We start from the raw sequence: 24,181 nt of genomic DNA on the forward strand, positions 1-24,181 counted from the left end.
TTCGACTGGTTGCGTGATGGCTTGCGTCAGTTGTGTACGGGCTGATCGACGAGCACCTGCGCACCACGCTCGAGCTTGACGAGGTGATCGCACAGGTCGAAGTACCGATCGTCGTGGGTCACGACGATCACGATGCGTCCTTCGTCGCGAATACGCGGAAGGATGTCGGTGTAGAAGCGGTGGCGGTTCTCTGGATCCTGTTCTGCGGCCCACTCGTCGAGCACCACGACGTCGCGCGGATCGGCCAACGTTTCCACCAGTGCAAGCCGCTTGCGCTGCCCGCTCGAGAGCCCGTCGAAGATCAGTCGTTCCCCGTCGAGCTCGACGATCGAGTCGAGCCCCAACTCGCGCAACCAGTAGCGGGCACGCGCGGCGACCTCGGGATCGGCCGACCGCAACCGTCCGAACACGTACGAGTCGGCGAAGCACGCCGAGACGTTCTCCCGATACGCAACGATCTCACTCGGTGAGAGCGCACTGCCGTCGATCTCGAGCGAGCCACCGTCCGGGGTGTACAACCCGGACAGTACGCGGCCCAATGTGCTTTTGCCGCTGCCATTTCCGCCCACCAGGTAGGTGATGGTGCCGCGGGCGAAGCGCTGTGTCACCGGTCCGATCGCGAAGGTCTCCCCTGGCGAGGCAGCGTCGTACGCGAATGCCATGTCCTCGACGCCGATATCGTCGACCACCGCGGGTCGATCGACAGCGACGAATGCTTCGCTGTCGTCGCGCAGCGTCGCGACCTCGCCGATTCGGCGCAGTGCGACGACGGCACGCGATAGAACCGGTCCGATGTTGAGTACGGTGACGAGCGGGGTGTTCAGGTAAAGAACGGCGAGTGCGACACCGACCCGATCCTGTGCCGGAATGCCGAGCGCGTCTCCGCCGAAGGCGACGGCACCGACACACGCCAGGAAGAGCATCTGCCCCCAATACCCCGTGACGAGGCTGACGGTGGAACCCCTGACGACACTGCGTGCGTAGTCGGCGGATTGCCGATGCAGGTCCTGCTCCACCAGGGATGCTCTCAGTCGGGAGCTGAGCTTGACGTCCTTGAAGCCGTGCGTGATGGACTGGTACGTCTCGTGCAGACCGTCCTGAGCTTCCCGGGCTCGGTACATATGAGCTCCGGCTTTGCCGTTCGCGAACGCGTAGGCACTGCCACCGACGACGATGACCAGTGCCAACACTCCCAACGCAACGAGCGACAACATGCCCACGTACCCCAATGCGCAGACGACGATCACCGAGTTGATGAGCAGCAACGGCAGGGACTGCACAGCCTGCCCCACTGCGGCGAGGTCCTCGGTCAGCACCGCCATCGCACGCGCAGTGCCGAACGACTCGAATCGGCGCAGCGGCACCGACAGCAGGTCGTCGACGAGCTTCGTACGCAGTCGATCGACCGACTTCTGCGTCACCCGTACCAACGCGTTCGATGCCAACGCACCGGACAGCAATACCGCTACGGCCGCCGCTACGAACGGTGCCAACGCGTCGAGTCCGGTGTCGGAGGTGACCGCGCTGGTGATGGTCGCGACCATGACGATGGTGGCAACGCCGGTGACGATCCCCGCGATCACGGCAAGAGCCGAGATGCCGCGGCCGCCTCGAAGTAGAACTGCGAGCAGTGTTTTCATGATTCGGTGTCTCCTTCGGTGGCGTCGACCGCTGGTGCCGCTTCGGCCAGTGCTGCGCGGTACGCCTGGATGATCCGTCTGTGCCGCGGCGGTGACACCCGGGCGGTGTCGACGACGAGCATCAACGCGAGTCGATGCTCGGGTGGGTGTATCGAGAACGTCGCCATCAAGGCGAAGTCGGTGTCCTCCTGTGCGAAGTGGGAATCATCGTCCTTCGAACCGAAGGTGTGCGTCCTCTCGATGTCCGAAAGGCGATGAAACCGAACGAAATTGAATCCGTAGTCGAACAACGGTCCCTTGCCGACCGCCGTTGTTATGTCCACGTTCGGCAGGCGTCGATGCGGCATCAAGGCTGCCTCGGTGCGCGCGCATTCCTCCGCTGTGACGATCGGATCGGCCAGGGCACGCAGCTGCAGTGGAAGCATGTTCAGAAACATCCCGCGGGCGTCGACACCGCCCTGACGCTCGAGCCGCCCGTTCGCGGTTATCCCGGTGACCAGTTCACGATCGCCGAAAACATCGGCAAGCGCGTGAACGTGCACGGCCATCGCGAGGTGACGAACCGAAATACCTGCTGCTGCGGCACGTTCACGCAGAGCGTCGGCGTCGATCTCGGTGCGTCGGACGTCTCTGTCACCGATGCTGCGAACATCGGCCACCCGTCGCGGCCGGACGCCGCGTAGGTGCTCGGCCCAGGCTCGCGATGTCGCTGCGGACGATCGCGCACGTCGCTCGGCTGCAACGAAATCGACGAACTTGACGGGTACGGGTTTGTAGGTGGTGTCGTACGCCTGATCTCGTCGGAGCAAAGCATTGTGCCGGTCGACGATCTCGGCCAGTGTCGAGGTCCAACTCCACCCGTCGAGCACGAGGTGGCTGTCGCTGATGATCAGCTGGTCCTCCCCCGGCGCGACGCGAACCAGCGTGAGACGAAACAGCGGTGCCCGGTCGAGGTCGAACGGGCGCACTCGTTCCGCGGAGACGATCTCGTCGATCACCGCATCGGCGTCCGAACCGGCAGGCACCGAAACCACCGACAGGGGTGTGGCCACATGCCGATGCACCAACTGCACGGGCTCCGCTGCACTCCACTCGTCGACGGAGGTTCGCAGCACCTCGTGCCTGCGCACGGTATCGGCGAGAGCCACTCGAAACGCCAACGGATCGAGCCCACCGCGAATGCGCACGCTGACCGTGTTGTGGTAGACCCCCACGGCCGAATCGGAGCGAATATGGAACAACATGCCCTCCTGCGCTGCCGACAACGGGTACGCATCGGCCACGTCGTAGGGCAGGCCATCACGAACCTCGGCGTCGATCAGCGAGAACGGTGGCAGCTCTTCGTCTTCGGGCTCGGTCCTGTGCCCACGATCTGCAACGAGTGCGGCAAGCTCTCTCAGACTCGATGCGCCGAGTACATCGCCGATTCCGAGTTCTGTTCCACGCGAGCGAACATCGCTGACGAGGCGGACTGCGAGGATCGAATCGCCGCCGTTGGCCAGGAACGAGCGGTCTTCGTCAAGCGCCTGAACTCCCAGCGCATCGGTGAGTGCGTGATCGAACCACCCTCGGGCAGAGTTCGATTCGTCAGGCTGACTAACCTCCGGCGGGAGCGCCACCGCCGCCAGCGACTCCACTCGACGATCGAGCTTGCCGTTGACCGTCACCGGGAACTCATGCACGCGATGGATTCGGTCGGGTACCTCGTAGGCAGCCAGACCATCGGCAGCACCGGCATACAGATCGGCGCAGTCGTCGGCGGCGTCGACGAACGCGAGCAAACGGTTCTCGTGGGCAACGACGCAGGCACGCCGAACACCGGGGAGTTGCTCGAGCACAGCCTCGACCCCAGCCGTTTCGATCCGGTGTCCGCGGACTTTCACCTGTGAGTCGATGCGACCGTCGACGTGTAGTTCGCGTGGCGCGAGCCACCGCCCCTTGTCGCCCGTGAGGTAGAGCCTCGACCCGGGCAGAGCATCGGGAAACGGATCGGGGACGAAGCGCGACGCCGTCAGCCGACCGCGTCCGAGATAGCCGAGAGCCAGACCTGAACCACGAACGGTTATCTGGCCTTCGAGGCCCCTCGGCAGTGCCCGACCGGCCGCGTCGATAACAACGACGTCGAGATGTGCGAGCGGTTCGCCCACCTGGACGGCGGGGGCCTCGAGATCGGTCCGGGTGACCACCCGCCGAGTGGTGTGCACCGTGGTCTCGGTGGCACCGAGCATATTGATGACGTCGACACGCCCCGTCGGGTGTTCGACCGTGTCGAGCCACTGCTGCACGTAGCCGGACGAGACCTGCTCCCCGCCGAGCACCACGCGTCGCAACGACGGCAGTGCCGGCCGCGCCGCAATGAGCGAACCGAACGCCGAATTCGTCAGCGACACAACGCTCACACGGTCCTGGTTCAGCCGCACGGCCAACTCGAAGGGGTCGCGGGCGACGCCCTCCTCGTAGATCACGACGCGTGCCCCGAGCGAGAGTGCAATCCAGATCTCCCAGACACTGAAGTCGAAGGTGAACGCGTGCACGGCGGAGACGATGTCGCCCGTCCCGATGATCGAGGCAGTGGAATCGCGCAGCGCCAACAGATTGGCGTGGGTGACCGGGACACCCTTGGGAGTGCCGGTGGTTCCCGAGGTGAAGATGACATAAGCGGGGAGACCTGACACGACACCCGGCAGCTCGACCGCATCGACCTCGGCATCAACCGGTGCGCGGTCGATCATGTCGAGGCCGGGCGGAGCGAGAGAGATGTCCGAGAACACCCCCGACTTCGCATTCGACTGTGCCGCAACGGAAGTAAGGCGGGCTGCTCCGTGCCGAGTGTCCACCGGAACGTACGCTGCGCCGATCGCCATGATCGCCGCCGCCCACACCACGAACTCGTGATCGCGCTCGACCGTCAACAGGACTGCGTCTCCTGGGACCACACCGTGCTGCGTCAGAACTCCTGCACGCAGGCGAATTTCCCGAACCAGCTCCGCGCGGGTGAGGGTGCGATCGGGCGCCACCAGCGCTAATCGGGAATCGTCGGTCGCGGACAGCAGCGGCGCGAGAATCGAGGTGTCGACCGTCGACCGAGACGCTGTCCGACCCGTGACGCCGAGCGGCAGCTCCGCAACGATTACGACCGGATCTGCGGCGAGAACGGTGAGCAGAACGTCTCGAATGCCGTCGTGTGTCACCTCCGACCAACCCGGCAGCGCCGACTCGATCTGCACTTCCGGTGAATCGGTAGCCGAGATACTCACCGTCAGTGCGGCTTTCATCTCACCTGTGTGCACCGCGACAGGCCTGGCTGTCGCGCCACCCAGCGCGATGTCGGATCGATCGACGCTCTGGACATTGACGAACACCTCGGTCGGCAGAAAGAACTCGGGGTCATCGCGGCGTAAGTCGGCGACCACTCCTGCCAGATCTACGTCGGCGTGCTCGCTCGCATCCTCGATCAGCGCTTCGATGCGGCCACGGACCGTGCCGAGAGTATCGGTCTTGCGCACCTCGACGACCACGGGCACGGTGCTCACCAGTGGGCCGACCACATCGAATTCCTCGACCTCTCGACGATTGGCCAGCGGCACCGACAGGCACAGAACCTCCGCGCCGAGGAGCCTCGCCAGCGTGACGGCGACTGCAGTGAACCAGCTCGAGGCATCCCGACGACCGGCCGTCACCGGAGCCCGAGTGACGACTGATTCGCCGGGCTCGGACGGCCGCCAGGCCCGGCGATACGGCACCGCGGCCAGATGCTGTGTCCACCATGACCTGGACGAACGCCGTACGCGGGCTACATCGCGGTAGCGGGGACGAGTCCGAATCGAGGACACACCCGGTTCGGCGAGCTCTCGGGCGATGTCGGCGATCAGGAGCGACACCGAATGGCCGTCGATGACGGCATGGTGGAACACCAAGGCAATGCGGTCCGCTCGACCCTCTCGGCGATACAGGGCGACACGCACCAACGGTCCGCTCGTCCACCCACGTGCAAGCAGTTCCTCGGTCGCGATGTCCACGTCGTCCACGACCGCGATCTCGGGAACGATCGGACCGACGGGTTCGAGTACGAAGCCGGGGCCGTCCGCGTCGACGATGCGCGTAGCGAACACGTCGTGTGCTGCCAGGACCTGGAGAATCGCCGCGAGCACGGTAGCGCTGTCTCCGCCGTCCAGATCGAACACACACGGCACCGAATATGCGGTCGACGGTGCAGCGCAGTGAGCTCTCCAGAGGCGTTCCTGATACGAGCTGGGTGTCCGCGGATCCAAGGACACCGTCGAGTCGACGGCCGTGTCTGCGACAGCGAGAAGGAGATCGATGTCGCTCACCGTTTCGCCCCGTTCAACGATGCGGCCATTCGGTCGAGGTGGGCGACGTCGACGCGCTCGAGAAGTAGGTCCTCGTGTTCACCCAGGGTGTCGCGTTGCTTGAAATCGTGCAGTGAGACATCCACTTTGAGAATGCGCCGGTACAGCGCGACGATCTTGAGCTGCTTCATCGAATCGCCGCCGAGCGCAACGATGGACGACGCCCGAGTCGGCTCGGATCCGAGCACGGACGTCCAGATCGTTTCGAGCACGCGGTGCGGAGCGGCGGACGATGCGGCTGCTGCCGTTGATTCGAGGCCTTCCGACACCGCCGGCCGGTCCGCGTACCGGGCGAGGGCCGAGACATCGACCTTGCCCACCTCGGTACGAGGAATCTCGGCCACCCAGCGCACCCGGCTGGTGCGCAATTCGCGTCGCCAGGTGGTGTCGACTCGTTCTCGCACCGATGCGACCACATCGTCACGCTCTCGAGGTGCGCATTCGACGACGATGTCGATCCCGCCGTCCACCACTATCACGGCGGCACTCGTCACCCCCTGGACGACGGCTACGTCGTTGCGCAGAGCCTCGAGGTCGGTTCGGACTCCGTTCACCTTCACTTCGGCATCGGTACGGCCCAGATAGACCAGCCCGTCGGACGTGGCTCGCACGCGGTCACCGGTCGCGTACATCCTGATGCCCGATCCGGTCCCGCGGTCCACTGCCATCGGCAGGAACGAGGCCGCAGTGCGACGCGTGTCGCCGTGGTAGCCGCGCGCAACGCTGTCACCCGAGATGTGCAGGGTCCCGACGGCCCCGACGGGAACGGCGGCCAGCCGGTCGTCGAGTACGACTGCGATCGAACCACGGATGGCAGTGCCGATGGGGGTGCGATCGCGCCTGCAGGTGACCTCGCGTAAGAACGTTGCGTTGGAGGTGCATTCGGATGGTCCGTACAGATTGACGATACGTACGCCCGGCCACAGTGCCCGGGTGCGGTCGACCAGAACCGGATCGAGCGCCTCACCACCGAGCAGTAGCGTTCCTTGTGTCGTGATCGGACGTTGCGCAGCCACGTCCAGGAATTGATTCCACACGGTCGGCACAGTGTTGATCGACACGGTGTCGATCGCAGTAGCGCGGTCGATCTCCCGTAGTACGTCGCCCGACTCGGGCAGCAGCACCGTTCCCCCGGCGGTGAGCTGCCCCCAGATCTGCTTGACGATGGCGTCGAACTCGGGAGCGCTGAGGACCGGCATGGTCACTCCTGGGCCGCAGAGGTTCTCGGCCTCGAGAAAAGCACAGTAGGCCGACAACTGAGCCCGTTCGACGACGATCGCCTTCGGCTGCCCCGACGTTCCCGACGTGAACTGCACGTACGCGGCGGCAGAGGCCGACGTTCGATCGACGTCGCCGGAGGCGGATTCCTTCCCCGACGCGATGGTCGATGCGACACGGGCATAACCGGATTCGTCGTCGGAGGACAACAACAGATAGGCGCGCCCCGAGATCAGAACTCCGAGCAGTTCCACCACCGAGTCGATCGACCGATCGAATCGCACCGCGACCACCTGACCGGCTCGTGATGCATCGAGTTCGTCGGCTCGCACCTCGGCGGCGCTGATCATGTTCGCGTAATCGAGCGTCTCGGTAGCGGATCGAATTGCACTGCGGTCGGGGGTGGTTCGGGCGTGTGCGCGGATGCGCTCGACGACATCGACGCTCTCGAACTTTCCCGCCGGGGGCAAGGACTCGTGACCGGCGATACCCACGTCGAGTCGGCGTGCTGTTTCGGTCGCGATGGAGGACGCGACCAACGAATCCAAGGTCCACCCGTCCACCTGCGCCGTGACCTCCATCCGATCGGATGTGGCCGTGATGGTGATGTCACCGGCGTCGACCACCCAACCGGTGCCGGTGCGTGTCGTCTGCAGCGAACCGATAGTGCCTTCCCCCAACAGAAACGGCGTCAGCGCAGCATGCACTGCAGACTCGACGGCATCGATGGAGGCGTCGGCCACACGCGCCGTCACCCCGGCCGGTTCGTGGCCCGCAGTGTCGTCGACCGCGACCCATGCCCCGGCCAGACGAGCGAACAACGTATCGGCGGTCATACCCAACTCCCCTCTCCGGTCATGCACACCCGCACCTCGCGCGAACCGGTGTACGGCTGCCGCCCATGCGCGAACCGGCGGTTGTCGACGATGGTCAGATCCCCTGCCTCCCAGGGCACAGCGGTGGACGTCGCGTCGACCGCATCGCGCACGGCGCTGATGTCGGATTCGACGAACGGCGTGCCGTCACCGAACAGGGTGTTCTTGGGAATTCCGTCCTCGCCCACCACATCGAGCAAGTCCTCTCGCACCCCTGACGGCAGCGTGTGCACGTTGAACGCGACCATCTGGTTGAACCACGATTCGACGCCGCCCTCGCGGTGGCGATATGCAGGCAGGGTCCACGACGACGTGACAAGGTCACCGTCGATCCGTATGTTTTCTCCGCGTCGGGCGGCAGCGTCGAGCAGCTCGGTCTCGTCGTTCACGCCGTACGCACTCCGCCAGTCGATACCCAGAAGCGGGTGAAAGGCGCGCCGGTACCGGATACCGAGAAGACGGAGCCGCTCGGCAAGCCCACTCGGCACGCGCTCGGCGATCTCCACCGTCGATGCAAGCGGAGTTGCCCCGCCGGACTGCGGAGGTTGCGCACAGCAGAATGCGAGATAGAGCGGCCAGGTAGGCGAGTACGCCATCTCCGAGTGCAGATCGATCGCATATTCGGACGGGAAATCCGTGGACGAATACACGTTTCGATCGATTCGGGTGCGCGGCGTAGCGCCACCGTGATATTCGAGTGGCGCAGCGCCCGTTATAGTTTCGGCGATCGCGTCGAACTCCTGAACTGCCTCTCCGAGACCGCGCAGACGCAGCACGCCCTCGGTTGCGAGAATCTCGCGAAGTTCGATCAGATGGGAATCGATCCACGCGGTCGCGTCGGCCCCGACGACGATTGCCGTGCTGGTGGTGGTGGTCAACGTGTGCTCCTCGGTGCAGAGTCGGCTGTAGTGCTGATGGGCTGATCGGAAGCGCCTTGGTCCGTGGAAGTGAAAGGCTCGGCGAGGTCGGTCAGGATCGCGAAGAGATCAGCGAGGATGCGGTGTCCGTCCTGCTCGGTCACCTGCTCGAGATCGCAGTTGAGGGTCACTTCGATGCCGGACACTCCGCCGTGGTCGATCACCGACGCGGTCAGTGCAAGGCCCGTACGTTCACGGGTCGACAGCACATCGACGGGGTAACCGAGAAACTCTGTAGCTGTACCCGTTCCGCGCGCATCGTCGACGATCACCGCGGTCTCGTACATCGCACCGACACCGGCCGTGACTGCATCATCAGGATCGTGTTCGTGGACATCGAATGCGGACTCCGTTCGCAGAGCGCTGTGCATCGATTTCAGCAGAACGTCGACATCTGCGGGCAGTCGTACATCGAGCGTGCGGGTTTCGATGTACATGCCGGGCGAATCGTCGTGGCCGGCCGGACGGTGTTGTCCGACGCTTCCGAACCGCACGTGTCGACCGGACCGGCCGAGCAGCAATGCCCAGCCTGCGTGGGCGAGCGATGCCAACGTGACACCGCGTCGCGCGGCGGCGCGCCGCAGCTGCCGAGCAGCCGCCGGTTCGATCTTTCGGGTCAGATCGATGTTCCCGTGGCCCGCCGCGGGCGCGTCCCGATAGAGCGGTGGCAGCAACATCGCCGGAGAACGGTCGAGAGATGGAAGCCGCTGCCGATTCGCCGATACCACCATGTGCAGGAGCATCCGGTGATCGGCTTCCGTCGGTACGGGGCGATCGAAGTAGTAATCGTCGATGTGCTGCAACAGCATTCGAACAGTCCAGCCATCAGCGACGAGATGGTGAAAGGTCAGTGCCAACACGCCGTCCGAGATGGTGGCCCGAAAAAGGGCCGAACCTTCTGCAAGAGAATCGACTTCGGCCCTTGCATCGACGGTATCGGATACGAAGACCGGATCGGCGAGCGCTCGCACCACCAGAATCGGATCGGCGAGCCCCTCCCACACGATGTCGCCGCGAAGAAGGGGCATCACCGCGACCGCGGATCGGACGGCTGCACGCAGCCGGTCGACCTCGATGCCGTCCGGCAGTCGCAGAACGATCTGCTCGATGTACGCAGCACCGGGATCGGAACCGCTGCGCAGGTACATCGCCTCCTGTACCTCGGTGAGCGGCGCGAGGGCCTCGACAGGCCCGGAAGCAAGTACGTCGTCGATCGTGTTGCCGCGCAGATCGATCGCACACAGACCTGCCGCGATCGCAATCGACTGGGCCGCCGACGCGGCTGTCATCGCCGCGACAATCGCATTCGCGACCAGTTCCGCCGACTCGACATCGACGTGTTCGACCGCCACGACGAATTCCCCGCCTCTGAACCAGGCGTCGATCTGCACGGCGACCGGCCTCGCGGCGTGAGCAGCACGCAGGTGCCCCCCTCCGTAGGCACTCGCCGAACCCGTCCGGTCGTCGTCGAGTCGCCCGACGTAGTTCACGCCGACGTGTGGACGCAGTCCCGGGCACGGGTCAGACCCGAGCACGTACCGCAAGACCGTGGGCAGCTGGCCGGTGGTGCCGAGACACGCACGTCTTGCCCGAATCTCGGCGATCTGCTCAGCCGGCGTCGCGGGATGCACCGGCACCGCGGACAGTCCGGTGAACCACCCGACGGTTCGAGTGAGATCGATACCCTCCGCACCGAGTTCACGTCCGTGCGTCTCGACTTCGATGACGACCGGTGAGGCACCTGCTGTGTCTGCATACGCCGTGACCGCCGCCGACTGGAGGATCTCTTCGACGCTGGCACCGATGGCCGCCGTCGCGGTATCGATCACCGCGGCGGAAACACTTCGGAGCACCAAGACTGCGTTCCCCTCGGTGCCCGGGTCGATCCGTCCGGCATCGGCGACCGTCGGCGTAGATCCTCGATAGGCCGCGCGGCATCGCTCGTACGCGCCGGGCGCGCTCGCGTCGGAGGCAAGCCATTGCACCCACTCGTGAACACTGGTGCGCTCGGACGGAAGACGAGCGCCGTCGTTGCCGTGAGCGATGGCCTCGATCAAGTCACCCGCAACGATGTGCAGGGAGACCACATCCATGACGAGGTGATGCGCGAGCACGATTATCGTGGCCGCACCCGAGTCCATCGCTCGGACGACGCCGAAACCGATCGGAGTGCCGTTGTCGATGCCGACTCGGCGGGTCAGCATGTTGAACACCCGCTTGCACGCGTTCGTCACTTCCTGCTCGACCGTGTCGAAGAAGAACAGAACAGGGCATGCCTCGGCGAGAACGAACTCCCGAACCGAGTCCGTCTCTTCGAGTCGGACTCGAAGCATGGGGTGTACTCGAAGCACTTCGGCCACTGCCGCGTCCACGAGTGCACTGTCCGGCAGGTAATCCAGCTCGAGCCGAATTGCCATGTTCCACTGCGAGACCGGCTCGCTCGACACGCGATCCCTGAACCAGTGCACTGCCGGAGGCAGGAGTCGGCTGCGATTCGGCTGGGTACCGTCGGCCATGGCAGACGGGTCGACGGATGCGGTTGCCACCAGGGCATCGACGGTGCCATCGGCGAGGGCTACCTGTACGTCGAGTAGAACACCGCTGCGCCGCACTATCGCCGACAGTTCCAGCGCACGCAGCGAATCGCCTCCGGCGGAAACGAACCCGATGTTTCGATCGGTGACGCCGAGAACCTCCCGCACCGCCGAGGTGACGATGCCGTCGATGTCGGCAGCGTCGCCGGGGTCACCCACGGCTGATGTACCGGCGAGAATCCGAGTCCGCAACGCGACGTCGTCCACTTTCCCGTTTCGGGTCAGCGGCAACTCGGGGACCACGTGCACACGCGCCGGCACCAGATGGGCAGGCAAGGTAGTTCCCATCGCCGCACGAACGGACCGAGCGTCCCGGTCTCGAACCACGACAACGCATTCGATGCGTACCGCCACACCCTCGCTGGGGGCGACGAGCAGTGCGCGCGCGGAGACCACGCCGTCCACTGCAACAGCCGCGGTCTCGATCTCGGCCGGATCGACTCGGTATCCTCGAACCTTGGCCTGACGGTCGGCCCGGCCGACGAACGTGATCGAACCGTCCGCCGCCCTGAACCCCAGATCCGCAGTGCGGTACATGCGTTCGCCCGCCGATGCTCCGGTGGCCGCGTTCGGCCGGAACGCATCGGCCGTACTTCTGGGGTCGCCCAGATAGCCTGCTGCCAGAATGCCGGTCAGCCAAATTTCGCCGATCACGCCGTCGGCGACCCGCAGCAGGTCGGGGCCGAGGACCGCCGCACCGCGGCGCGGCTGCGACGTGCCGATCGGGAGCGGATCGATCGGCTGGCCGTCGACGCGGTGGGCGAGCGCCGTCACCACTGCCTCCGTCGGGCCGTACGCATTCCAGAGCGCCACCCCGTCCGGTACGCGAGTTGCCCACGCCGGCAGAGCTTCTCCACCGACGATGACAGTGCGCACAGCCGGAGGTAGCGCAGTGGAGGTGAACTGGATCCAATAGCCGGTGGGAGGGTTGAACACGGTGACGGCGAACTCGTTCAGGAACCGTGCGAGTTCGGTCGGTGCGACGATGTTCTTCGGTCTCCCCACCGCCGTCGCGCCGACATACAGTGCACCCAACAACTGTTCGAGCGATGCATCGAACGCCACCGAGCCGAACACCAACACGACGTCGGTCGGCCGATAGTCGAAACGCGCGCACGTACCGGAAAGATGGCGAGCAAGAGCGCCGTGCTCCACGGCGATCACCTTGGGCTCACCGGTTGTGCCGGACGTGAAGATCAGGTAAGCGAGGTGGTCGGCAGGGCTCGCCTCGGACCTCGGCAGCGCCACGGTCGACCGCACGGCCTGCTCACCCGGCACCAACGACCAGTGCGCACCGGATCGGGCGAGCATGGCGTCGGCTCGCTGGGCCGGAAGGTCGTCGTCGACCACCATCCAGGTGGCACCCAACGTCGCGATCGCGAGAAGCGTACGAGCCAGCGAAATCGACGCCGGCGCGTGGACGGCCACCACGTGCCCCGGTGCGACACCGGCCGCACGCAACCGAGACGCGTCGTCTCGACGAAGCTTGTCGAGTTCGGCGTAGGTCGTGCGGACGCGACCGTCGACAAGGGCAATCCGATCCGGACATGTCCGCGCGTTCTCGGCGAATCTCTCGACCACCGAAACCGATTGTTCGACAGCGTGATCGACCTCTCGGTCAGCGGGGCCGGTCAGAATCGCTGCAACCGGGGTGTCACGCGTGGCGGTTCCCAGCCCCGACAGCACGGCGTCGACTCGTCGAGCCACGGCTGCTGCGGCCGCGGGCGAGACCGTCGTGGTGTCGACGTGCAGATGCAGCGCGCTCGTCGGCCATGTCCGGTACTGCAGAACCAATGCGAACTCGGTCTGTTCGACGAGCTCGACCGATGAAGTCTCGATCCCTGGTCCGAACGAGAGCACCGACGGATCGAGCGGATAGTTCTCGACAACCACGAGGGTCTCCGGTGCCCACCCGGTGGCAACAGGTGCGTCCATCGCGGCGGCCACTCGATCGGCGACGTGAGCACCGAGGTCGATGAGCTCGGTGACGTCGCTCCACGTCGAGGTGATCGGGTCGATCCGCACGAACATGCCCACCGCGCGATCCATCCCCGGTGTGCCGATGTGACGGCCGCTGCTGACCATGCCGTGCTCGACGGTCTGCACTCCGAAGACACTTCCGAGCACCAGCGACCACACCGTGTTGACCAGTGCGGCCTCCGTGATGCCGAGTCGGTCGGCCACGATGTCGAGATCGACCGGTGGCGTGATCGTGTGGGTCCGGGGGGCATCGAGTTCGAGCTCCGTCGGCGCGGACAGCCTCTCCACCAGAGGGCGTGCACCCGATCGATGGGCGGCAGCCGACTCGTCCGCCGACGACTCGAATCCGGATTGTCTCTCGCCGACATCCCCCGAGCGGTACGCCGCAGCGAGAGCGGCGACGATCACAGGAAGGGACCAGCCATCGGCGATCGCGTGGTGATGAGTCCACAGGACCCGCACACCTTCCGCGTTCGGCGCGATCAGCACCCTCGAGAGCGAGTCGACCGGCAGGGTGAAGCCGCGCGCACGATCTTCGGTCAGGAGGTCGGTCCAATTTGCAACACCGTGGCGGACATCGATCGGAACGGTGCCTGCTCGTCCGGTGTCGAGGGTGAGGTACGGGGCCGCAGTGGCGTGCGCACCGAGGATCGGGAAGGCGTCGAACACTGCTCGCCACGCGGCGGCGAGACGGTCCACGTCGACATCACCCAACAGTTCGAGCACCAACTGCTCGACGTAGACCCCCGGTGACGACGCCTGCGCGGTCTGCAGCAGCATCGCTCGTTGAGCACGGCTGGTGGCCAGAGCATCCGTCCGATCTCCGCTGGGTCGTACGGAGGGAACGACCTCCTGGCCGGCGACGAGCGACAGTTCGCGTAGCGGTACCGGTGCCAGAAGTCGGCGAGGAGACAGCTGCACACCCCGTCGATGCAGAAATCCCACGACCCGCATGGCGGCGATCGAGTCACCGCCATGTTCGACGAACGTTCGGCTCGCGTCGACGTCACGCGACAACGCATGCCCAACCGCATCCAGGAGAAGGCCGTCGGTGTCGGTCGACGGCACATCGGCCGCATCGCGCTCGGTCGTCGGGACCGCGACCTCGGACAACAGTGCCGCAACCGCACGCCTGTCCACCTTGCCGTTCACAGTGCGCGGGATGGACTCGACGGCCCTCACAGCGCGCGGCACGAGATGCGCAGGCACCTCCTCGCGAATACGCGAGAGCATCGATTCGACATCCACATCGGCGAACACGGCATGGTCGACGGCGATGACGAGGTCGCGGCGCCCACCAGGCCCCGTCGCGACACCCGCGACGCATTGATGCCCGGTGATCCGACGCACCACTGCTTCGACCTCGCGCGGTTCGATACGAAACCCGGAGATCTTGAACTGCTCGTCGACTCGGCCGTCGAACACCAGCCGACCGTCGGATCCGATCCGCACTCGGTCCCCGGTTGTGTACACCCGCCGTCCGCCGGTCCCCCACGGATCGGGCCGAAACTTGTCGGCCGTTGTGCGTGGGTCGCCGTCGTATCCGTACGCCAGTGTGCCGGTCAGATGAAGTTCTCCGGACGTTCCTGCCGGGACCGGGCGACCGGATTCATCCACCACACGAGTACCGATACCGGGGACTGCTCGCCCGATCGTGACCGGCTCACTCGCCGCGACGTGATCGGCGGTCGACCAGATCGCACTTTCGGACGGCCCGTACTCGTTGGTCAGCGTGGCACCGGGAAGTCTGGCATGGTGTCGATCGACCAGAGCCTCGGTGCACTCCTCGCCCGCGACGATCACCTGTCGCACAGAGAACAGGCTCGCGGACTCGTCGAGCAGTGCCTCGTACAGCGACGGGATGGCGAGTACGTGGGTGACACCCCGATGGGCGACGATATCGGCCAGTTCTGCGGTCGAGCGCGGCTGCCCCGTGTCGACGAGCAACAGCTCACCACCGCGCACCAACGTCCAGAACAGACCGGCGTATGCACTGTCGAACGACAGCGATGACAGGTGCAGAAAGCGTTGCGGCTCTTCGTCGTACACGACATCGCGTGCAGCCGTGGAGTACGCCAGCGCTGCACGACCGACGAGCACCCGTTTCGGCCGTCCGGTCGATCCCGAGGTGTGAACGGCGTATGCAGCACGCGTGGGAGGTGTGCGGTCGGGTATCGGGAGCGCACCGGCAGTAGGGCTCCCAACCGCTCCGCCGTGTTCGACGACGGCCCCTGTGAACGTCTCGGGAATCGCTCCCCTCGTACCGGTAGCGACGACGACCACGTCGATACCGGCGAGCATGATGGCGCGCCGCTGCTCGGGATACGTCGGATCCACGACCACGAAAGCGTTGCCGGACAACATCACCCCGAGCATTGCCGCCACGGTGTCGGGTTCCTTGGGCATCGACACAGCGACGAGCTCGCCCCGTCGACCGCTCAGCAGACGGGCCACCCGACTCGCCGAATGCCACAGGTCTGCGTAATTCAGCCTGCTCGAACCGGCCGACACTGCGGACCGGTTGGGGTGCGAACGTGCGATGTCGCCGATTCGTGCGATCACATCGGCAGGTGGCGGCGCAGGCTCGCGATCGGCCGGGTGCACCCAACCCGACCCGAATCGACCCGGTTCGACGAAAGCGACGGACGCCGGTCCCGATATGCGCTGGAGATCGTTTCGGATGTGTTCGGCGATCAGCACCGCGGCACGGTGATACCGCGGTCCGAAATGCACTGCACAGACGTATCTTCCGTGCACCAGTCCGACCTGGAGTCTCAGATCGAATTGGCCGGTCTGCGAGGGCACAGGATACGGGTTCGCCCGATAACCCGACAGGTCGAATTCCCATCGATCACCGAGAACGAAGGCGGTGCCGAACGCCAGATGCGACGGTTCGTAAAGAAAAGTGGTGCGAGTCAGGTGTGACGGTTCGTCGGCGTACTGCGCGTACTCCGAGAGCGGAAGGCGTCCGTGGCGCCTGGCCCCGGCAATGGCCGCGCCTGCTGCACGAAGGTCGTCGTCGAACGACAGCCCGACACGCGAACGCGCTACTGCGAGTTGCGTGAAGCTGCCCAGCGTCGTCAGATGTCGTTCGTCGCGCTGCAGCACCGGCATTCCGACAGCGATGTCGGCGGCGATGTCGGCGGCGGTGGAGGTCGAGACAGCGGCGAGAGCGCGTTGGAAGGCTGCGAGGAACAGTGCGGCCGGCGACACAGCGGCCGTCTTCGCATGCGCGCGAAGAGCTTCGGCGACGTCGGGCTCGGCCTCGAAGCGCACGAACGGTTCGAGAGGGTCGTGAGCGGGGTCGGTCGAGGTCGGCAGATCGGCCAACGGATCGTTCGAATAACCCTCGACCGCCGCCCGCCAGTACGCTCGGTCTGCTTCCGCGTCGGAGGATCGCAGGTAGGCCTGCTCGGCGTCGACGAACTGCTCGAAATTGGCTCCGGGATCGATCGTCGTTCCCGGTTCGCCGAATTCGAGCGCTCGCAGGTTCGCGAAGTACTCGTTGAGAATCAGTGGTGCGCTTGCGACGTCGATCAAGATGTGATGGACCACCAGCGACACCACGGCACGGTGTCCGTCACAGCGGACTGCCGCTCGGACGAGGGGGCCGGCGAACAGGTCGAACGGTTGCATCGCCCGAAGCGCGAGATCCTCTCGTACGCTCCGGTCTCGCACGTTGGGCACCTGAGCAACGTCGACCGACATCGACCGGTCGGTCGTCTGGAATCGGAAACCGCTGTCGTGAGCCACAATTCGGCTCGTCAGAACCGGGTGGCGTCGTAAGGCGTCCTCCCAGGCCGATCGGTGCGCCGACGCCGATGCCACACTCGCAACGATCACGGACGCCACGACGTTGTTACCCACATCCGTGGGTTCGGCGATCTGGTCGAACAGCATCGCCGACTGAGCGGCGGTCAATCGATTCATCTCGCAGATCTCCCATGGACTGGCGTCGCGATCACCGAAGGAACGACGCGCATCGGCTCCGACGGTGCAATGCGGGGTGTAGATCAGGTCCGGGGTACTTACTCCGCCGGGTCGTTCTTTGCCGGCACCGTGCGGTGATCGGCCGATCGGGATGCCGGCTGGCGTCCGCGTACCAGGACCACCAGTGCAACGACGACCACCACGATGATGACGGCGATGAAGGCCATCCATCCGAGCGCCAACCAGACATAGTCCGTGTTCACGAGCATTCCACCTTCGTAGGCCGATGAGAGCCGGCGACTGTCGTTCTCGTGCGCCGGGTTCCGATTCCGTCGAATACGGTGTTACAGCTCAAAAGTTAAGTGGCAGAATGCCGAAAGCCAATGAGGTCGCCGCGAAGGTGCACCCTCCCGTACGACCAAGGTCGTAGTGGACTACGACTCTCGGCCCATAGACGCACGCCCCGTTCCGGTAGACGATCGATCCCATGCCCACCAGGAGTGGAATCATCGATCCGGGAACGACCACCGGGCGCACGACTGTCGGTTACACCGCGAAATTCCTGTGGTGGTGCTCGCTCCGTTCGGCATGGACCGAGGCCCGCCCCGCAGTGCAAATCATCTTTCAGTTACGCCTACTCGCCATCGTGGCCGTTGCTTCTCTCGAATCGGGAGTCGCTCCGAATGCGCTCGCGGTGGCGCTGTGTTGTTCGGGATGGCTATGCGTGACGTGGTCCATCTACTTGCTGAACGGATTGAGCGATCTGGCTACCGACCGAGTGAACGGGTCGACACGGCCACTGGCGCATGGGTCTCTGGACCCCGACTTCGCACGAATCCTCGTGTTCGTCCTCGCAGCAACCGGATCGGGCCTGTGTTACCTGGCGGGTGAGCAGGTCTTCTTGCTCAGTGCCGCGATGCTCGTCTTGGGATTTCTTTACTCCGCAGGCCCCGTGCCCCTGAAGAACACGGTCTGTGGGGTGCAGGCCTCGGTCGTCGGGGGTGGGTTCGCGACCTATGCGGCTGGTGTGAGCGCGGCAGGCACCGGACCATCGCCCGCCGTGTTCGTGTTCGCGATAGCCCTTTCCGCATGGATGGGTGTCGGCGGCTTTGCGAAGGACTTGTCGGACGTGGACGGCGATCGCGCAGCAGGCCGGTTCACGCTGGCGATATGGAGCGAACGAGGGGCCCACGTCGTCATTGCGGCTGTCGCCACCACCGTGGCCGTGAGCTTCCTCGTTGCCTCCCGGTTCTCCAACGCCGGGCTCGTCGTTCCCGCAGCCTTCCTGTGCGCAGGCGCAGCGACGATGGCGGTCCGATCGGTCGCGGTACGCAGGCACCGATGGCACGCACGCACCTCCTACCACGCATTCATGTATTCCCAGTACGGTGCGCATGCGGGCGCTCTCTGTCTCGTACTGTGATCGACTCCTCGTACGCATTCACCGACGGCGGAGTTAAATTGTCGCTGAATGCTCGGTGCACGACGGATAAATTTTCCGCAGCGAGGCGCTGAACTCGGATAACTCCACCTGGTCTGCCTGTCGCTGTCGAAACCTGTTGCGCTGTTTTTGCCGCTACTATGACGCCACCAGGGTCGGTGCTGAGCCCCGAGCTCGTCCGCACCAGATCCACCGGAGTCACGAGGGCGGGGCAAACAGGGTGAGTGTCGGGCCGAATCGACTGATCGATGACACGGTCGCGGCGTACACCTGTCTACTCGACGCGTCGGCCAGTCCGGTGCTCACCGATCGCACAGTTCAAATGCAGCTCGCACGTCAGTCCGAAGCCGTCGTCCGCAACGTGTCACGAGCGTTCACTGCATTCGGCGCGCCGAACCTGACCTCTCCACCGCCGGACCCCAGCGACGAAATAGGCACGCAGCGTGCGAGATCCGGGATACACCCGACTCAGTCGTTACGGGCAGCTTCTCTGATGTTCGAGGCTCTGTTCCCCATCCTTGTCGACACACTCGACCGTCCGACCGACCCGCAGACCGTCATCGACCTCGGCACCGCACTCGAGCGCGAGATCCAGAACCGGTTGGCGGCCGGATCGATTCCGTACGTCAATTTCCTGCTGACGAAGTTGCTGTCGTCACAGCAAGACGAGCGCAGCCGCATCGCTCGTGATCTGCACGACCGAATCGCGCACGGAATGGGGGCTGCGCTCCAGCAATTGGACCTGTTCGACCACTACCGCACCCGCGATCCCGCTCGAGCAGACTCCCACCTCGTGACTGCTCGGGAGTCGATCAGAGCAAGCTTCGACAGCACCCGTCAGGTGTCCGCAGACCTGTGGGTGAGGCTGACCGATGAATCGCTGAGCCAGTCCTTGGCTTCCTACTTGGAAACGACTGTGCCCGAGGGGACGACCACCGACGTGAGCGTTACCGGCGGCGACCCCGAGTTGGCAGACGAAGTCGCCCAAGAGCTCTATCTCTTGCTCAGAGAGGCGATACGAAACGCCGTGATCCACGGTAAGCCGGCCGGGATCACGGTGAGTCTCGCCACCGAGCACGACACATTGCGAGCGGTCGTCCGCGACGACGGCTGTGGATTCGACGTTGGAGCTGTCACCGCCATCAAGACCGTAGGCGGACTCGCATCGATCCGCGAGCGCGCAGAGTTGCTCGGTGGACGGGCCTCCATCACGGCCGATCCGGGATGCGGAACCACTGTGGCGGTACTACTACCGTTGCCGAATCACGCTGCAGATTCACTCGGAAACGTCACGTGGTGACCATCGAACCCATTCGGGTGATCCTCGCCGACGACCACACTCTCTTCCGCGACGGCCTCGCTGCACTGATCGAAACCGACCCAGCATTCACAGTGGTCGGACAGTGCCCGGACGGGACGAACGCCATCGAGGTGATCACCCGCGATGTGCCGGACATAGCCGTACTCGACGTCGAGATGCCCGGGCCGGGTGCACACGCAGTTGTGACGGCTATTCGCGCCGCGACACCGTCGGTCTCGATAGTGGTCCTGTCGATGCATCAGGACGCGGAACTACTGCGCAGCCTGCTCGACGCAGGCGCATCGGCTTTCCTGTCCAAAACCGTTGCGCGAGATCAACTGGTGGCGGGCCTGCACTCGGTGCACCGCAGCCCAGACGACATCTTGTTGTCCACATCTCGGAACTCGATCAACTCCGCATTGGACACCGAGAATTCCGAGACGCCGAATCCATTGTCACCTCGTGAACTCGAGGTCCTCCACTTGCTGACCGAGGCACGCTCCAATCGACAGATCGGACGCGAACTCGGCATCACCGAGTCGACCGTGAAACGTCATCTGACCAACATCTACGCCAAGCTCGGCGCGGTGTCCCGGGTCGATTGCGCCAGAAAAGCGTCGGCCCTGGGTATCTCGGGCCCACCGAACCGATGATCGTCGAACATGCCCTCTTGCACGTCGCCACCGCACGAACCGACGAATTCGAGGCCGCATTCGCCGACGCGCAGTCGATCATCTCCTCGATGCCGGGGTTCGTGAATCTGACACTCTCGCGTGGCCTCGAGCAGCCCGATGTCTATCTACTGCTGGTGGAGTGGGATCGCCTCGAAGACCACACCGAGGGCTTTCGACAATCCGAGAAGTATCAGCAATGGAAGACGCTCCTGCATCACTTCTACGAGCCGTTCCCCGTCGTCGAGCATTTCGACCCGGTACTGCGGGCGTAGGAGATAAGTTCGAAATCCCCATCGCCGCTCCGAGGAGATTTTCGTGGCCAACGCTTCGTCGTTCGTATCCAAGCAGGACGACATCGAAATCAGCACCTATACCTGGGCTACCTCGGCCGACCCGGCTCGGGGCGTCGTGCAGATCGCGCACGGACTCGCCGAGCACGGCAGCCGCTACGCCCGCTTCGCCGCCGCGCTGAACGACGCCGGATTCCACGTCGTCGCCTCCGATCATCGCGGTCACGGCCAGTCGATCGTCGATACTCCGGGCGATTTCGGTGCAGCTGCGTTCGCCGGCCTGTGGGCCGACATCGAGCAGCTCGGCGAATCGTTGCTCAGCGAGTACCCCGACCTGCCGTTGTTCCTGTTCGCTCATTCGATGGGTTCCTTTGCTGCGCAGCATGTTCTGATCGAGCGATCCGATCTGTACGAGGGCGTGGTGCTGTCGGGCTCGACCACGCTGAACATCCTCGCCGCCGGAATGGCCGACGCCCCCGCCGGCGACCTGAGCGTGTTCAATGCCGCCTTCGAGCACCGCACCGGGTACGAGTGGCTGTCCCGCGACGAGGACGAAGTGGACGCGTACGTCGCCGACCCGCTGTGCGGCTTCGACCTGCCGGAGTCGACGGTTCCTGCACTGTTCGGTGAAGCCGAGAAGCTCGCCGATCCACACAACCTCGAGCAGATCCGCTCCGACCTTCCGCTGCTCATCACCTCGGGAACCGACGATCCACTGGCCGGCGGCGGGCAGCTGATCGAGACGCTGGCCTCTCGCTACCGCGAGGCCGGTATGAGCGACGTGACGGTCACCCTCTACCCCGGTGCCCGCCACGAAATCCTCAACGAGACCAACCGCGACGAGGTCACCTCCGACATCATAGGTTGGCTCACCGAGCGCGCCGGGTAGACCTACCGCTTTCGCAGCTGCACGGGCTGCCCGTCCTCCGGGAAGGGCAGCGACGTGAAGTTCAGTGGTGCAACGTAATCGGGGTCGACCGACCAGTCGAAGCGCAGCAGCAGGTGGTGCATGATCGTCTTGATCTCAGCGCCGGCGAAGAACATCCCGATGCACTTGTGCACGCCGCCGCCGAACGGCTCCCACGCATAGCGATGGACCTTGTCCTCGCGACGGTCGCCGGCGAATCGGCCGGGATCGAACTCTTCGGGGTTCGGCCAGTACTGCGCCATGTGGTGCGTGAAGTGCGGGGCGACCGACACATACGTCCCCGCGGGGACGAACTTGCCCTGCACCTCGGTGTCCTTGATCGCGCGCCGGGCAACCACCGGGGTGGGCGAGACCAACCGCAGACATTCCTTCATGACCAGATCGATGCTGGGGAGTTCGTCGAGTTGCGCGAGCGTCGGCGCATCGGTGCCGAGGGCCTCCGACTCGGCGCGACACTTGTCCTGCCACTGCGGATGCTGCCCGAGGTACTGCATCATCGTGGACAGCGTGATGGTCGACGTGTCGTGGGCCGCCATCAGCAGAAAGATCATATGGTCGATCACTTCGTCGTCCGAGAAACGCTCGCCATGGTCCCCCTCGATGTGACAGAGGACGGAGAAGAGATCGTCGGTCTCGGTGGCACGCCGAGACGGCAGGTAGCGGCGGAAGAAGTCGTCGAGCACAGCCCTACCGTCCAACCCTCGCTTCCACCGGGTACCCGGAACGCGGTAGCGCACGATCGACGTGGCGGCCTGCACGCAGGCAATGAAACTCGCGTTGATCTCGGCAATGTCGGCGTCGGTCGTTCCCTCCGCACCGCCCATGAAGATGCTCGTCGCAACCTCGAGCGTGAGAGCCTTGAGCGCCGGATATACCTGGACGTCGCGTCCACCCTTCCAAGCGTCCAATCCTGTTGCTGCAACGGGATTCAACGCGTCAACGGATTTGGTGAGCCGATCGCGAGTGAACGCCTGCTGCATGATTCGGCGGTGCCGGAGGTGCTCCTCCGAGTCGAGCAGCATCAGCCCACCATGGAAGAACGGTCCGATCAGTAGAGACCATCCATCGCCGTTGACAAACGCCTTGTCCGCGTTCTGCAGCACCTGCTGGCACGCGTCCGGACCGAGAACGGTGATCCACTTCTGGCCGGCCATGGTCAGCCAGGACACCTCGCCGTACTTCTCCCACCGACTCCCCAGCAGCTTCAAAGGGTCCCGAATGTATTCGAGGGTGTGGCCGACAACAGGCAGACCTCCATCGCCGAACACCGGTTGCAGCGTCGAATCAGCAGGCGGAGCAGCAAGAGCACGAGACATTCGTCGACCTCCATCAATCTGACAGAGCGTCCTGTCAGATAAAAGGTAGTCTGCGTCACACCCCGTGCGTCTGTCAAGATCTATCCATGGCATCCACCACGCGCCGCTACAACGGCATGAGCGCAGACGATCGCCTTGCCGACCGTCGTGCCCGTCTGCTCGACGCCGGGCTCGAGGTGTTCGCAGCAGCCGGAGCCAAGGGCGCCACCATGACCGCCATCTGCGCGCGCGCCAAGCTCACCGAGCGGTATTTCTACGAAAACTTCAGTAGCAGAGAAGATCTCCTCGAAAAGGTAGTGGATTCGATTTCCGACGAGATTCGAGCCAAGGCCCTGGACGCACTGCACTCCCCCGCACCCACGGTCGAGCAACAGGCGCACAATGCCATCGCCGCGTTCGTCGATGTGCTCACCGAGGACCCGCGCAAGGGCCGCGTCGCGATGATCGAATCGCTGGCCGTCGACTCACTCCGGACGTACCGACGAAAGTCCATGCGCGCGTTCGCCCATCTTGTCGCCGAACAATCACGCGAACTCTACGGTGAACAGGCCTTCCCTCAACCGCAGTCGGAGATCAACGGCCTGCTGTTCATCGGTGGACTCGCTGAGTTGGTGATCGCCTGGCTGAACGACGAAATAGCCATCACCCCTTCGGACATCGTCGACGCCGCAACCCGTCAGTTCATCGCCACCGCGCACCGCTGAGGTG

General features: G+C 64.7%; 13 protein-coding genes. 6 read left to right on the plus strand and 7 right to left on the minus strand.

The window, feature by feature from the left end; genetic code table 11:
* Window positions 1–26: 26 nt before the first annotated feature.
* The 6 genes from AC5WEY_RS21770 to AC5WEY_RS21795 all read right to left on the minus strand — a co-directional run bounded on the left by AC5WEY_RS21770 (window position 27) and on the right by AC5WEY_RS21795 (window position 17,787).
* On the minus strand, window positions 27–1,640 hold the full coding sequence (locus tag AC5WEY_RS21770; protein ID WP_495647503.1) for a cyclic peptide export ABC transporter: 1,614 nt from the start codon (window positions 1,638–1,640) through the stop codon (window positions 27–29).
* Window positions 1,637–5,971, minus strand: a complete 4,335-nt coding sequence (locus AC5WEY_RS21775) for a condensation domain-containing protein (RefSeq protein ID WP_495647504.1) — start codon at window positions 5,969–5,971, stop codon at window positions 1,637–1,639. Before AC5WEY_RS21775 ends, AC5WEY_RS21770 begins: the two co-directional genes overlap by 4 nt.
* Window positions 5,968–8,064 (minus strand): non-ribosomal peptide synthetase, encoded by a 2,097-nt coding sequence (locus AC5WEY_RS21780; RefSeq protein ID WP_495647505.1) that lies wholly within the window; start codon window positions 8,062–8,064, stop codon window positions 5,968–5,970. The genes AC5WEY_RS21775 and AC5WEY_RS21780 overlap by 4 nt, the downstream gene beginning before the upstream one ends.
* Window positions 8,061–8,981, minus strand: coding sequence for a TauD/TfdA family dioxygenase (locus AC5WEY_RS21785; protein WP_495647506.1), 921 nt, complete (start codon window positions 8,979–8,981; stop codon window positions 8,061–8,063). Before AC5WEY_RS21785 ends, AC5WEY_RS21780 begins: the two co-directional genes overlap by 4 nt.
* On the minus strand, window positions 8,978–17,524 hold the full coding sequence (locus tag AC5WEY_RS21790) for an AMP-binding protein (RefSeq protein ID WP_495647507.1): 8,547 nt from the start codon (window positions 17,522–17,524) through the stop codon (window positions 8,978–8,980). The genes AC5WEY_RS21785 and AC5WEY_RS21790 overlap by 4 nt, the downstream gene beginning before the upstream one ends.
* A gap of 98 nt (window positions 17,525–17,622) precedes the next feature.
* Window positions 17,623–17,787 (minus strand): hypothetical protein, encoded by a 165-nt coding sequence (locus AC5WEY_RS21795; protein ID WP_495647508.1) that lies wholly within the window; start codon window positions 17,785–17,787, stop codon window positions 17,623–17,625.
* Window positions 17,788–18,011: 224 nt separating this feature from the next.
* On the opposite strand from AC5WEY_RS21795, the gene AC5WEY_RS21800 reads away from it, so the two are divergent.
* The 5 genes from AC5WEY_RS21800 to AC5WEY_RS21820 all read left to right on the plus strand — a co-directional run bounded on the left by AC5WEY_RS21800 (window position 18,012) and on the right by AC5WEY_RS21820 (window position 22,118).
* On the plus strand, window positions 18,012–18,947 hold the full coding sequence (locus AC5WEY_RS21800) for a UbiA family prenyltransferase (RefSeq protein WP_495647509.1): 936 nt from the start codon (window positions 18,012–18,014) through the stop codon (window positions 18,945–18,947).
* A 238-nt stretch (window positions 18,948–19,185) separates the two neighbouring features.
* A complete protein-coding gene (locus tag AC5WEY_RS21805; RefSeq protein ID WP_495647510.1) occupies window positions 19,186–20,265 on the plus strand; it encodes a sensor histidine kinase in 1,080 nt (359 codons plus the stop codon).
* Window positions 20,262–20,918: a response regulator gene (locus AC5WEY_RS21810; RefSeq protein WP_495647511.1), complete on the plus strand. Its 657-nt coding sequence runs from the start codon at window positions 20,262–20,264 to the stop codon at window positions 20,916–20,918. Before AC5WEY_RS21805 ends, AC5WEY_RS21810 begins: the two co-directional genes overlap by 4 nt.
* A complete protein-coding gene (locus AC5WEY_RS21815) occupies window positions 20,915–21,211 on the plus strand; it encodes an antibiotic biosynthesis monooxygenase family protein (protein ID WP_495647512.1) in 297 nt (98 codons plus the stop codon). The genes AC5WEY_RS21810 and AC5WEY_RS21815 overlap by 4 nt, the downstream gene beginning before the upstream one ends.
* Before the next feature lie 43 nt (window positions 21,212–21,254).
* Window positions 21,255–22,118 (plus strand): alpha/beta fold hydrolase, encoded by an 864-nt coding sequence (locus AC5WEY_RS21820; protein ID WP_495647513.1) that lies wholly within the window; start codon window positions 21,255–21,257, stop codon window positions 22,116–22,118.
* A 2-nt stretch (window positions 22,119–22,120) separates the two neighbouring features.
* Here AC5WEY_RS21820 and AC5WEY_RS21825 read toward each other — a convergent pair whose 3' ends face one another.
* Complete coding sequence (locus tag AC5WEY_RS21825) at window positions 22,121–23,473, minus strand: cytochrome P450 (RefSeq protein WP_495647514.1); 1,353 nt, start codon at window positions 23,471–23,473, stop codon at window positions 22,121–22,123.
* A gap of 86 nt (window positions 23,474–23,559) precedes the next feature.
* Between AC5WEY_RS21825 and AC5WEY_RS21830 the strand changes: the two genes are divergently transcribed.
* Entirely contained in the window at window positions 23,560–24,177 is a 618-nt protein-coding gene (locus AC5WEY_RS21830; protein ID WP_495647515.1) for a TetR/AcrR family transcriptional regulator, read from the plus strand.
* The last annotated feature ends 4 nt before the right edge of the window (window positions 24,178–24,181 follow it).

Source organism: Rhodococcoides sp. S146-33, assembly GCF_059489205.1.

Coding starts and splice junctions, on each gene's coding strand:
- AC5WEY_RS21800 (WP_495647509.1), top strand. CDS start 18,012: ATGCCCACCAGGAGTGGAATCATCGATCCGGGAACGACCACCGGGCGC.
- AC5WEY_RS21830 (WP_495647515.1), top strand. CDS start 23,560: ATGGCATCCACCACGCGCCGCTACAACGGCATGAGCGCAGACGATCGC.
- AC5WEY_RS21815 (WP_495647512.1), top strand. CDS start 20,915: ATGATCGTCGAACATGCCCTCTTGCACGTCGCCACCGCACGAACCGAC.
- AC5WEY_RS21770 (WP_495647503.1), bottom strand. CDS start 1,640: ATGAAAACACTGCTCGCAGTTCTACTTCGAGGCGGCCGCGGCATCTCG.
- AC5WEY_RS21790 (WP_495647507.1), bottom strand. CDS start 17,524: ATGAATCGATTGACCGCCGCTCAGTCGGCGATGCTGTTCGACCAGATC.
- AC5WEY_RS21780 (WP_495647505.1), bottom strand. CDS start 8,064: ATGACCGCCGATACGTTGTTCGCTCGTCTGGCCGGGGCATGGGTCGCG.
- AC5WEY_RS21825 (WP_495647514.1), bottom strand. CDS start 23,473: ATGTCTCGTGCTCTTGCTGCTCCGCCTGCTGATTCGACGCTGCAACCG.